Below are 11823 nucleotides of genomic sequence, written 5' to 3'. Positions count from 1 at the left end.
CTCAGTTGGACTTCTTGTGCCAGTTACGGCGTTTGACGACTGGCGGCTTCGGACGGTCGATGCGCACGTACAGGCGGAAGCGCTCGTCGCGGTCGGCCACGCGGCGGCCCTCCCACACCAGCTTCCAGACGAAGTCGGACATCGCGCTCGGTTCGCCGTAGTCCTGCGTATCCTGGCGCAGGATCACGTCGCAGTCCTGGTCGAAGGAAAAATGCATATCGCCGAAGTAGGCAAAGGTCGCGATCTGCGCATTGCCGAGGCGCACCGGCGAAATGCAGGTGTAGTCGTCCGGCAGATGGGCGGAGATCTGTTCGGCAACGTCTTTATAGGTCCGGCTGTAGTTGACGACCGGCAGCCACAGCGTCATGAGCAGCACCCACATCAAGGTGGTGCCGGCGCTCGAGAGCACCACGCTGCGCCACAACACTTTCGGGTGACGGGCAAGACGCCATTGCACCAGCACGAACCAGCAGACTGTCACGGCGACCGCGCACACAAACGACAGAATCTTGAACTGCGGCGCGAAGCCCGGCGCGAGACGCGCGAGGTTGCGCGCGAGCGGATGCGGAAAACCGGTCAGTCCCGCGATATAAACCAGCCACACGAAGCTGCCGAGAATCGTGAAGCTCAGGAGGGCGAACCAGTCGATCGCGTTGATCGCACCGCGCTTGAGCGTAGGCAGCGCGAACGCGGCCAGCACGGCGAGCGGCGGCAGCAGCAGCATGTAAAGCCGGTTCGACTGGTGGCTTTGCAAAACGACCAGCACGAACAGCGGCCCGATCACCGAAAGCGGAATCGCCACATGCGGCGCGCGGCGCAGGCCGGACCAGCTGAACCACGCCCAGAGTGCCAGCGGCCACGCCGGCCACGTGAAGAGCGGCAGGTTTTTCAGCGCGTAGCCGGCGACCGAGCCCGGCGGTCCGGCGAACGAACTCAGGCTGACGTGCACCCACTGATTGAGATACCAGACGGCGTCGTCGGGGAAGGTGGCGAGCGCGGCGACCGGCCATGCCGCCGACAGCACGAGCGCCACCGGCAGGCCCGCCAGCAAGAGCCAGCGCGAGCGCGTTTCGCGCACGATCAGGGTCATCGCCAGCGTGCCGAGCAGCAGCGCGCCGACCAGCACCGGGCTGCTGGCCAGGGTCACGAACGCGATGGCGAGACCCCAGATCAGCGCGCCTTGAATCGGCTTGTCGATCATGCGCACGAGCCCGTACACGAGCATCGCGATACCGCAGAACTGCGCGAGCTGCGGTGTGGTTTCGTGGCCGCGCTCGGCGAGGCCGAAGCACGCGAGCAGGATCAGCAGCGCGCCGTCGGCGAGGGTGCGGCCGTAGTCGCGCGGTTCTGGCTCGCCGCCGAATGCGTATTTGAATGGCTGAACTTCGGCGCGCCGGCCGAGCAGGTACGCGGCATACCAGACGAACGCGCAGCCCGCGCAAAACAGCAGGCCGGTAAATACGCGCGACGCGTTGCTCGCGTCGACCCACGGTGCAAGCACGCGGATCGCACTGGCGCCGAACCAGTAGCCGAGCGGGCCGTCTTCAGTGAGATATTTGCCGACCAGATTCGGCAGAAGCCAGTCGTGCGCGCTGCCGTTCGCCATGGTCCACATGACGCCGAAGCCGGCTGCATCCTCGTTCTTCCACGGATCGCGGCCGAACAGTCCGAACGATGCGTAGACGATACAGATGGTCAGCAGCAGCCAGCGCGGCAACGCACTGGTCGCTGAGGCAGTGAGGCGAACGGCAGGTCTCATGCGGTGTGTGGATATCGGATAAGCGGTGCAGCCGGGACCGGACGGCATGTCCGGCTGGAATGGCCAATTTGGAGCATCCGGCATTGTAGTCGTGCCGTGCGATGCGCGTCACGGCCGGTAACGGCTCGCAACGTGATTCGACAGGCGGTAACACGGGTTCGGCAGTGCGCCGCGCTCGCTTTCGACCATTGACGATGAATCGGCAAGGCGACAAAAAAGGGCAGCTCGCGCTGCCCTTTTTGCTCCTGCTTCGCTGCTCGCCCGACCGGCTGAATTGGCCGAGCCGGCTGAACTGGCGAGGAGGCGGGTATTACTTCGCTGCGACCTTGCCGGTAGCGCGCGAGCCAAACTTGTTGCGGAACTTCTCGACGCGGCCTGCCGTGTCCATGATCTTTTGCTGACCGGTGTAGAACGGATGCGATTCCGACGACACTTCGATCTTGGCGAGCGGGTAGGTCTTGCCTTCGAATTCGGCGGTTTCACGCGTCTGGATGGTCGAGCGCGTCACAAACTTGAAGTCGTTCGACACGTCGATGAACAGAACTTCGCGGTAATCCGGGTGAATGCCTTCTTTCATGGTCTTTCCTTTAATCTGGCGGTAGCCAACCCGCGTGCGACCGTCTTTGAACGGACCGCATCTAGGCGCGAGCCACTTGCCTATGGTCGAAAAACGGCGATTATGCCAGAAAATCAGTCGCTTGACGACTTTTGTGCCAGCCTTTTGCGAGCCGTGTGCGCTGATTTCGCAGCGTTCCTGCCGGATCGCGGCCGTGGAGCGCTGCGGCGGCCGGGCCTTGTCTGGCGGGCGTTGCGCGTCAGCCTGCAGGGAACGTCACGCCGACACGCGCCGGATCTTGCCGGTAGTATCGTGCCAGCAGCCGGTAAAGCTCGGGATATTCGGCTTCGAACGCCTGCGGTTTGACAAGCAGCGCCTCGCTGCAAACGGCAAAAAATTCCGATGGATGGTCCGCCGCATACGGATCGATCAGCGAATCGCGCTCGAATCTCGCCCAGCGACGCTCCGGCACCGCGTCGACTTTTGCGCAGAAGTGGTCGTACGCATGGTCGAATACGTCGGCCCACGCCTGCGCATCGAGCGGCGCGTGCCAGCGGCGCATCAGCGGCGGGTGGCCGTCCGCCTCGCCGTTCAGCATGTCGATCTTGTGCGCGAATTCGTGAATCACGACGTTGTAGGCGTCCGTGGCGTCCGTCATTTGCGCGTCTTCCCATGACAACACCACGGGGCCGCCTTCCCACGCTTCGCCGCTCGCGTCCTGCTCGACCTCGTGCACCACGCCATCTTCGTCCTCGACGGTCTTGCGGATCACGAATTCGCCCGGATAGACGATCACGCCGACCCAGCCGCGATACAGATCGAGGCTCAGATTCAGCACCGGCAGGCACGCCTGGGCGGCGATCGCCACGGTCATTGCGTCGGTGAGCTCAAGTTCGTGCGCGGTCGAAAATTCCTTTTGCGCAAGGAACAGGCTCGTCAGCTCACGCAAACGCACGAGGTCTGGCGCATCGAGATGCGCGAGAAACGGCAGGCCGTCGAGCGTGGCTTGCCAGAGCGAGTCGTCGATCGCGTAGTCGCGCAACGCGCGCTCGCGCCGGCGTGTGCCGAGCCATTGAGTGAGTTTCGAGAGCATGGCCTGATGCAACCTCTAGTCGATCTGTTTTTGCCACGCGGCGAAAATGCCGCCGCATATCGCCACGCCGGCGAGGAAGTAGAAGCCGTCCAGCGAGGCGAGAAAGCTGGCCTGTTGCGCGACCGTACGGCTGATTTCCACGATGGCCAGCGAGTGCGCTTCGGACGGCGAGCGGCCGGCGGCGGCCAGGCCTCTCGTGAGCGCGGCTAGCGAGTTCTGGAATAGCGGATTGTACGGATTCACGAACTCCGCGAGGCGGGTTTCATGCAGCGCCTGCCGATGCTGCTCGACGATGATCATGGAGGCGGTCGCGAACGAGATCGTCACCTGCCGCACGATGTTTTTCAACCGGTAGCCGTGCGTGAATTCTTCAATGGCGAAAATTCGGAAAGTCAGATTAGCCACCGGCAGCACGATGAACAACAGCAGCAGGCCGCGCAACAAAAGCGGGACAATCAACGCCGCTTCGCCGACGCCGGGCGACATGCGCGTCATCCACGCCGCGGCGAACGCGGCCACCGCGAAACCCGGCACGATGATCCACTTCTTGCGCGGCAGCAGTTTCGCATAGCGCAGATAGACGAACAGGGCGCTCGCCGAAATCAGCGATGTCACGCCGACCAGTTGCCCGGTGTTTTCGACTGGATAGCCAAGACCGCCTTCGAGAAAGCGCGAGATCAGAAAGCCGAACACGGTCGAGATGTAGTAGTAGAACATGTAGAGCACGAGCCCGGCCTGGAACACCTTCTCGCGCAGGGCATGGAGGCGCACGAGCGGCGCCGGATGGTGCCACTGATGATAGGCGAACCAGCCCAACGCGACGATCCCGGCGACGGTCAGCAGGATCAGCCCGGGTGAGGCGCTGAACAACTGGAAGCGCACCTGCTGCATCACGATCTGCAGGGCGCCTTGTGCGAACGCGAAGATGAGGTACGGCCAGAAATGCGCGGCGCCGCGTTCTTCGGGCAGGCGGTTGCCGGAGTCGGGCAGCGCGAGCAAGGCCAGAACGGCGAACAGCAAGCCCACGGGCGCCGTGCACGCGAACAGCGCGCGCCAGCCGAAATGCGCGATCAACTGGCCGCCGATCAGCGGCGCGAGCGCACTGCTCAGGACGATCAGCACGAGGAACGCGCGGGTGGCCGCGGGCCGCTGCTGCGGCTTGAAACTCATCTGGATCAGGATGCGGCAGGTGCCCATCATCGGCCCGATGAAATAGCCCTGCATGCCGCGCGCGAACGCCAGTTCGATCGACGATTCGCACAACGCCGCTGCCACCGCGCCGGCGCAATAGAACACCATGCAGCCGGTCACGTAGCGCCGGTAGCCGAAGCGCTCAACCCACCATTGCTGCTGCAAAATGCCCAGCACCGCCGCGACCGCATAGGCGCTCGACGCCCAGACGAGTTCGTCGGGCGATGCATTGACGCCGCCGGCGATATAGCTGGTGAAGAACGAGAAGATCGAGTTGTCGAAATAGTCGAGGCCGGTGACGACGGCCAGCACCCAAGGGAAGAAATCGCCGCGCAGTTTCTCGACACTGAACAGCGGTGTCCGGCACGACGTCGTACTCATGAGGATTCGCCCGGCGAGGATTCGCCCGGCGTGGAGTCGTCTGGCGAGGATTCGCCCGCCGTGGATTGGCCCGGGGTCTTGCCGCGCTTTGCGTGCGACGTGCCGCTTGCCTTGGCGCGTGCGCTGCGGCGCTGCTCGAGCAATGCGTCGGCGTTCTCGCCGGCGAGGCGCCGCCGGAGATAGTCGAGGTCGGGGCTCAGTTCGGCGCGCAGCTTCTGCGCTTCCTTCAGTTCGCGCCGCATGCTTTCGATGCGCGCGTCGAGCGCTTTAACCTGTTGGGCGATGGCGTCGTGAATCTGCTGCAGCGATTCGGTCGAGTAGCGGTGGCGACCGTCGACGGGTTCGAGCGGTTGCTTGAGCATCTCGGTAATGCCGTGCAGCGAGAAACCGAGCGAGCGCAAACGCAGAATGCGGCCGAAGCGCTTAAGGTCTTCCTCGTCGTAGAGCCGGTAGCGGCCCTCGCTGCGCGTGGGCGAGACGAGGCCGCGTTCCTCGTAGTATTTCAGCGTACGCGGTGTGACGCCGAGGCGTTCGGCGGCGTCGCGCACGGTCAGCAGAGTGGGTGAGTCCTTCGACATGGCATGCGGTGAATAAGACGGACTGCCGGCATTGTACTTCAACGTGTACGTTCACGTACATGTTGGCCGGCTCGGCGGGGTTGATGGCCGAGAGCCGGTTGGGTGAGTATGCCGCGCCGGAGCGGCGAAAGGCGGACAAAAAAAGCCGCTCGTTTGCGGCGAGCGGCTTTTGATGCGATGCAGATGATGCGGCTAGTGCGGCTAAATCAGCCCAAGGCTTTAGCTGCCACCACCACGGCGCATCATGTCGAAGAACTCGGAGTTGCTCTTCGTCTGACGGATTTTGTCGAGCAGGAATTCCATCGACTCGACTTCGTCCATGTCATGAATGAACTTGCGCAGCACCCAGATCTTTTGCAGCACTTCCGGCTTGATCAACAGTTCTTCGCGGCGCGTGCCGGACTTGTTCAGGTTGATCGACGGATAAACGCGCTTTTCAGCAAGGCGACGTTCCAGGTGCACTTCCATGTTGCCGGTGCCCTTGAATTCTTCGTAAATCACGTCGTCCATGCGGCTGCCGGTTTCGATCAGCGCCGTGCCGATGATGGTCAGCGAGCCGCCTTCTTCGATATTGCGCGCGGCGCCGAAGAAGCGCTTCGGACGTTGCAGCGCGTTGGCGTCGACACCGCCCGTCAGCACCTTGCCCGAGGCCGGCACGACGGTGTTGTAAGCGCGCGCGAGACGCGTGATCGAGTCCAGCAGAATCACCACGTCGTTCTTCATTTCGACGAGGCGCTTGGCTTTTTCGATCACCATTTCGGCGACTTGAACGTGACGGGCAGCCGGTTCGTCGAACGTGGAGGCGATCACTTCGCCCGCCACCGAACGCTGCATTTCGGTCACTTCTTCCGGGCGTTCGTCGATCAGCAGCACGAACAACACGACGTCCGGATGGTTCTGCTTGATCGCGTGCGCGATGTGCTGAAGCATCACGGTCTTACCCGACTTCGGCGACGCCACCAGCAGGCCGCGCTGGCCTTTGCCGATCGGCGCGATCATATCGATGATGCGGCCCGTGACGTTTTCCTCGCCACGCATTTCACGTTCGAGCAGCAGCACCTTGTTCGGGTGCAGCGGCGTCAGGTTTTCGAACATGATCTTGTGCTTCGAGGCTTCCGGCGGCTGGCCGTTGACCTTGTCCACCTTCACCAGCGCGAAATAGCGTTCGCCGTCTTTCGGCGTGCGTACTTCGCCTTCGATCGTGTCGCCCGTATGCAGGTTGAAGCGGCGGATTTGCGACGGGCTGATGTAAATATCATCCGTGCTGGCGAGGTACGAGGTTTCCGGCGAACGCAGGAAGCCGAAGCCGTCCGGCAGCACTTCGAGCGTGCCGTCGCCGAAGATCGTGTCGCCCGTTTTGGCTCGTTTTTTTAGAATGGCGAACATCAATTCCTGCTTGCGCAGGCGGTTCGCACTTTCGATCTCGAGGCCATTGGCCATCTCGATCAATTCGGACACGTGCAGAGTCTTAAGCTCGGATAAATGCATACGGAGAACCCGCAGGAGAAGGTGCGACGAAATGAAATCTGGGAGGAGAGTGAGCGGAACCGCTCAAGGACTTACACGTCTTTTCGACGTTTTGCGGATTCTAGCATAGCACACGCCAATTTCCGTCAGTGCGACGGCATGGCATCTTTCTTGTTGAGCGTGTTGCCGGCTGACAACACGCTCAACGCGACTCGCCCGCGGGCCTCAGAGGCCCCCGAGCGTGCCGATGCGCCGCATTTACAGGTTGCCGTCGAGGAACGCGGTGAGTTGCGATTTCGACAATGCGCCGACTTTCTGTGCGGCAACGGCGCCGTTCTTGAAGAGGATCAGCGTAGGAATGCCGCGCACGCCGAACTTGACCGGCGTCGATTGGTGCTCGTCGACGTTGATCTTGGCGATTTGCAGGCGATCGGCGTAATCCTTCGCGACTTCGTCGAGGATCGGCGCGATCATCTTGCACGGGCCGCACCATTCAGCCCAGAAATCGAGCAGCACGGGTTTATCGGATTTCACGACGTCCTGTTCGAACGATGCGTCGCTAATATGCTTGATTTGTTCGCTCATTGTATGAATACCTCTATCGGTTCGAGGCCCGCCTGAATTGCTCGCCACGATACGTCTAAACCTAAGGAAACTTCCGTTCGCTTTGCCGCAATCGAAGCCTTGCCGACACACGCCGGAAAAGGTGAGCACTGTGAACACCTGTTACGGAATATGCAGAAGGCTCGCTCTCGCGGGTCATCCGTATGGCAGTTTAGCTTAATTCGCTATGCGTTGCCGGGGGCGATAGTACTCATCAGGGGCAGCGGGGCCAACGGCTGCCGATGAAGTGCCACCGTGTTTCATCAACCATGACGCCACCTATGTGGTGGCCCGGCCGCCAAACTCAAGTGGCATTGTCGGCGCCGGCCTCGACCTGCGCCCGCCGTTGTCTATATATGGTGCGAAGGTTGCGATTCAGCGCGCCATTCGCACTTTGGTCGTATTAACAGTCGCGCGACGGGCCAAGCGGTGATAGAATGTTTCGTGACGGGCCTCCTCGCATGGAGGTGCGGTCAACCTGGTCAGGTCGGGAACGAAGCAGCCACAGCCGTTTTCCACCAGTGCCGAGGGTCAGGCTCGTCACCCTTCCTTTTTGTTTTTCGTTGTTCTCTAGTTGTTCGTTCTGTGCGGGTTCTGCCGCAAAACTTTCCATCTCCTGTTTTACCCTGAGTGCCGACGCATGCCGCCATGCTGAGTGGTGATTCTTCGCGCGCCTCGTCTATTTTTTTCTATCGGTTCATTAGGCAGTTTCAATCAAGTGGCAGCATGCGTTCGTGCGCTGTCGCGAATCGGTTTTGCGCGGCATTGTTACTGATACAATTTCCGGATGACCTATCAAGTTCTCGCACGCAAATGGCGGCCGAAGGATTTCGCTTCGCTCGTCGGACAGGAACACGTGGTGCGCGCGCTCACGCACGCGCTCGACGGCGGCCGTCTGCACCATGCCTATCTGTTTACCGGCACGCGCGGCGTCGGCAAAACCACGCTGTCGCGCATCTTCGCCAAGGCGCTGAATTGCGAAACCGGCGTGACCTCCACGCCGTGCGGCGTGTGCCGTGCGTGCCGCGAGATCGACGAGGGCCGCTTTGTCGATTATGTGGAGATGGACGCGGCGAGTAATCGCGGCGTCGACGAAATGGCGGCGCTGCTGGAGCGCGCCGTGTATGCGCCGGTGGATGCGCGCTTCAAGGTCTACATGATCGACGAAGTGCACATGCTCACCAATCACGCCTTCAACGCGATGCTGAAGACGCTGGAAGAGCCGCCTGCGCACGTCAAGTTCATCCTCGCCACCACGGACCCGCAAAAGATTCCGGTCACGGTGCTGTCGCGCTGTCTGCAATTCAATCTGAAGCAGATGCCCGCCGGCCATATCGTCTCGCATCTCGAGCACATTCTCGGCGAAGAGAAGGTGCCGTACGACGCCCAGGCGCTGCGCCTGCTCGCGCGCGCGGCCGACGGCTCGATGCGCGACGCGCTCTCGCTGACCGATCAGGCGATTGCCTATTCGGCCAATCAGGTGAATGAAGAAGCGGTGCGCGGCATGCTCGGCGCGCTCGATCAGAGTTACCTGATTCGTCTGCTCGACGCGCTTGCCGATGGCGATGGCGCCGCGGTCCTCACGGTGGCCGACGAGATGGCGTTGCGCAGCCTGTCGTTTTCAACGGCGTTGCAGGATCTGGCGAGTCTGCTGCATCGGGTCGCGTGGGCGCAGTTCGCGCCGTCGTCGGTGCTGGACGAGTGGCCCGAGGCGAGCGATTTGCGCCGCTTCGCAGAAGCGCTCAGCGCCGAACAGGTGCAGTTGTTCTATCAGATCGCGACGATCGGCAGGAGCGAACTGGGTCTCGCGCCCGACGAATACGCCGGCTTCACCATGACGCTGCTGCGCATGCTGGCGTTCGAACCGGCGCCTACGGGCGGCGGCGGTGGGGCGGTGGGTGGCTCGCGTGCGGCTGGCCAGGCAGGGTCGGGTGGCGCGAGGCGCACCGGTGCGCCGGCAGTGGCCGCTGAACGTGGCGCGTCGGGTTCGCCGGCGGTCACGGCTTCGAGCGCCGTGCCGGGAGCTCCGCGGGAGGCGCAATTGAACGTTGCCGCGCCCGTTCGTGAAACACAGTCTCGCGACGCTGCACCGGCTGACAAGGGCGCTGCGGTTCACGCATCGGTCGAATCCGAAACGCGTGCTGCGGAGCACGCCAATAATCCGGTTGAAGCGCGGGCGGCAGTTGGTGGCATTCAAACTGCGCCGGTCAATTCCGCTCAGGGCCCGTCAGCGGAGCGATCTCCTGCCGCGCAACCGGCTGTCGTCGCCGAGTCGGCGGCGGGTGTTGACGAATCGAATTCGGCGCCGACGTCAGTGACTGCCCGAGCACCCGCGTTGGCGCCGTGGGACGACGCGCCCGCCAATCCGGTAGCGAATGGCGTTTCCGCGGGCACTGATCTCAGCGATCCGGCTTCGAATCAAGTATCGGGAATTGCGGGATTCAACGGTGCGGCTTCGAACGATTTTTCCGCAGCTGCGGGCCTTAACGAACCGGCTTCGAATGAAGTCTCCGCGGCCGCAGCGCTCGATGACGCAGCACCCGCGTCTTCACTAAGCGCACCGGCAGCCGCCGCGCTCGCGCGCACGGAGCAAGCTGCCGCGGCGGCGCCGTCGCAAGAGCCGCCGCCCGCAGCCGACTCCGCGCCACGTCGCGCAGGTGGCGCGAGCGCCGCTCTCGACGTCTTGCGCAGCGCCGGTTTGAAGGTGTCCTCGGACCGTGGCCGAGCTTCTGCCGCCACTGCCGCGAAGCCCGCCGCGCCGGCCACGCCGAAACCGGCCGCACCGCGCGTGGTCGTTCCCGTGCCGACGCCGGGCACGCCGCGCCGTGCGCCGCAGCAGGACGCCGCGCCTGCAGCGCCTGCGGCTCGGCCGTCAGCGTCCGCGTCACCGGCCCAGCGTAGTGGCGCCGAGCAGAACGGCTCGTCGGTGCCGCCGTGGGACGATATGCCGCCTGACGAATACATGCCGCTCACGGCCGCGGACGAAGGCTATTACGGCCTGCCGGACGACGGTTACATGCCGGTGTTCGACAGCGGCCCGGACGACGTCCGCGTGAGTGCCGCGCCCACGCCGGCGCCAGTTGTCGATCAACGTCCGCTGCCGCCCGCCGTGCCGCTCGATGCGCTGGGCTTCAAGGGTGACTGGCCGGCGCTCGCCGTCGACCTGCCGCTCAAGGGCATTTCGTATCAGCTTGCGTTCAACAGCGAACTGATGGCGCTCGAAGGCAACACGCTCAAACTGAACGTGCCTGTGCCGCAGTATGCCGAAGCCTCGCAGGTCGCCAAACTGAAAACCGCGCTCGCCGACAGGCTCGGCCAGACTGTCGACGTGCTGGTCGAAGTCGGTCCGGCGCGCCGCACGGCCGCCGCGCATGACGCCGCCCAGCGCGCGCAGCGTCAGCAGGAAGCGGAGCGCGAGATCGGTGCCGATCCGTTCGTGCAGTCACTGATCCGCGAGTTCGGCGCGAGCATCGTGCCCGGCTCGATCCGCCCGATTACTCCGGACGCCGGCTCGAACGGCGCGCCGTCGGTCCACTGATTCGCCGCGCGATACGCCATTACGCGCCCGATTTCCGAATTTCACGCTATCAAGAAGGAGCATGTCCATGATGAAAGGCCAACTCGCCGGGCTGATGAAGCAAGCCCAGCAGATGCAGGAAAACATGAAGAAGATGCAGGAGCAACTCGCGCTGATCGAAGTCGAGGGGCAGTCGGGCGCCGGTCTCGTGAAGGTGACGATGACCTGCAAGAACGACGTGCGCCGCGTGTCGATCGACCCGAGCCTGCTCGCCGACGACAAGGACATGCTGGAAGACCTCGTCGCCGCTGCATTCAACGACGCTGTGCGCAAGGCCGAAGCCACCGCCCAGGAAAAGATGGGCGGCATGACCTCGGGCCTGCCGCTGCCGCCGGGCTTCAAGCTGCCGTTCTGAACGACGCCGCCGCAAGGCGGTGTCCGCGCCGCGACTGCTGTTGCCGCGGCGTGAATCGCGCCACAAAGCGCGAGCGGTGCGTGCTGTCGGTGCCGTAGCGGCTGCCAGCGCCGCTCGCGCTGTGCGCGTGTGCCGGTTTGATCCAACTGGCCGTGGCCTGGCCGAGATGCACCTCGCGCGCACCGGTTCGGGCCGTCGTCGGAATGATTGAAACCGATCGAATTACCCGTATCGCCACCCGTATAGCCGGGCACTACTCACTT

The 11823-nt window shown here is 63.4% G+C and carries 9 protein-coding genes and 1 other RNA gene; 3 read left to right on the top strand and 7 right to left on the bottom strand.

The window, feature by feature from the left end; all coding sequences use genetic code 11:
* Position 1: 1 nt before the first annotated feature.
* The 7 genes from BLW71_RS07275 to trxA form a co-directional block, all read right to left on the bottom strand.
* A complete protein-coding gene (locus tag BLW71_RS07275; RefSeq protein WP_091794520.1) occupies positions 2-1759 on the bottom strand; it encodes an ArnT family glycosyltransferase in 1758 nt (585 codons plus the stop codon).
* A gap of 310 nt (positions 1760-2069) precedes the next feature.
* Entirely contained in the window at positions 2070-2336 is a 267-nt protein-coding gene (locus BLW71_RS07270; RefSeq protein ID WP_007182076.1) for a type B 50S ribosomal protein L31, read from the bottom strand.
* Between the two features lie 238 nt (positions 2337-2574).
* Positions 2575-3408: a M90 family metallopeptidase gene (locus BLW71_RS07265; protein ID WP_091794518.1), complete on the bottom strand. Its 834-nt coding sequence runs from the start codon at positions 3406-3408 to the stop codon at positions 2575-2577.
* A 15-nt stretch (positions 3409-3423) separates the two neighbouring features.
* Positions 3424-4980 (bottom strand): MFS transporter, encoded by a 1557-nt coding sequence (locus BLW71_RS07260; protein ID WP_091794516.1) that lies wholly within the window; start codon positions 4978-4980, stop codon positions 3424-3426.
* Positions 4977-5558: a MerR family transcriptional regulator gene (locus BLW71_RS07255; RefSeq protein ID WP_091794514.1), complete on the bottom strand. Its 582-nt coding sequence runs from the start codon at positions 5556-5558 to the stop codon at positions 4977-4979. The genes BLW71_RS07260 and BLW71_RS07255 overlap by 4 nt, the downstream gene beginning before the upstream one ends.
* 219 nt (positions 5559-5777) lie before the next feature.
* On the bottom strand, positions 5778-7046 hold the full coding sequence (rho, locus tag BLW71_RS07250) for a transcription termination factor Rho (RefSeq protein WP_006048863.1): 1269 nt from the start codon (positions 7044-7046) through the stop codon (positions 5778-5780).
* Positions 7047-7283: 237 nt separating this feature from the next.
* On the bottom strand, positions 7284-7610 hold the full coding sequence (trxA, locus tag BLW71_RS07245; RefSeq protein ID WP_006048864.1) for a thioredoxin TrxA: 327 nt from the start codon (positions 7608-7610) through the stop codon (positions 7284-7286).
* A gap of 464 nt (positions 7611-8074) precedes the next feature.
* Here trxA and ffs point away from each other — a divergent pair.
* The 3 genes from ffs to BLW71_RS07230 all read left to right on the top strand — a co-directional run bounded on the left by ffs (position 8075) and on the right by BLW71_RS07230 (position 11560).
* An RNA gene (ffs, locus tag BLW71_RS07240) (signal recognition particle sRNA small type) lies at positions 8075-8173 on the top strand.
* A 242-nt stretch (positions 8174-8415) separates the two neighbouring features.
* Positions 8416-11166: a DNA polymerase III subunit gamma/tau gene (locus tag BLW71_RS07235; RefSeq protein WP_091794511.1), complete on the top strand. Its 2751-nt coding sequence runs from the start codon at positions 8416-8418 to the stop codon at positions 11164-11166.
* A gap of 67 nt (positions 11167-11233) precedes the next feature.
* Positions 11234-11560, top strand: a complete 327-nt coding sequence (locus BLW71_RS07230; RefSeq protein ID WP_007182071.1) for a YbaB/EbfC family nucleoid-associated protein — start codon at positions 11234-11236, stop codon at positions 11558-11560.
* The last annotated feature ends 263 nt before the right edge of the window (positions 11561-11823 follow it).

This window comes from Burkholderia sp. WP9 (assembly GCF_900104795.1).
GTDB lineage: Bacteria > Pseudomonadota > Gammaproteobacteria > Burkholderiales > Burkholderiaceae > Paraburkholderia.
This window is presented reverse-complemented; position numbering and strand designations above follow the sequence as displayed.

Excerpts from the sequence above, each read along its gene's own strand:
- BLW71_RS07275 (WP_091794520.1), bottom strand. The coding sequence starts at position 1,759 with ATGAGACCTGCCGTTCGCCTCACTGCCTCAGCGACCAGTGCGTTGCCG.
- BLW71_RS07270 (WP_007182076.1), bottom strand. The coding sequence starts at position 2,336 with ATGAAAGAAGGCATTCACCCGGATTACCGCGAAGTTCTGTTCATCGAC.
- BLW71_RS07265 (WP_091794518.1), bottom strand. The coding sequence starts at position 3,408 with ATGCTCTCGAAACTCACTCAATGGCTCGGCACACGCCGGCGCGAGCGC.
- BLW71_RS07260 (WP_091794516.1), bottom strand. The coding sequence starts at position 4,980 with ATGAGTACGACGTCGTGCCGGACACCGCTGTTCAGTGTCGAGAAACTG.
- BLW71_RS07255 (WP_091794514.1), bottom strand. The coding sequence starts at position 5,558 with ATGTCGAAGGACTCACCCACTCTGCTGACCGTGCGCGACGCCGCCGAA.
- rho (WP_006048863.1), bottom strand. The coding sequence starts at position 7,046 with ATGCATTTATCCGAGCTTAAGACTCTGCACGTGTCCGAATTGATCGAG.
- trxA (WP_006048864.1), bottom strand. The coding sequence starts at position 7,610 with ATGAGCGAACAAATCAAGCATATTAGCGACGCATCGTTCGAACAGGAC.
- BLW71_RS07235 (WP_091794511.1), top strand. The coding sequence starts at position 8,416 with ATGACCTATCAAGTTCTCGCACGCAAATGGCGGCCGAAGGATTTCGCT.
- BLW71_RS07230 (WP_007182071.1), top strand. The coding sequence starts at position 11,234 with ATGATGAAAGGCCAACTCGCCGGGCTGATGAAGCAAGCCCAGCAGATG.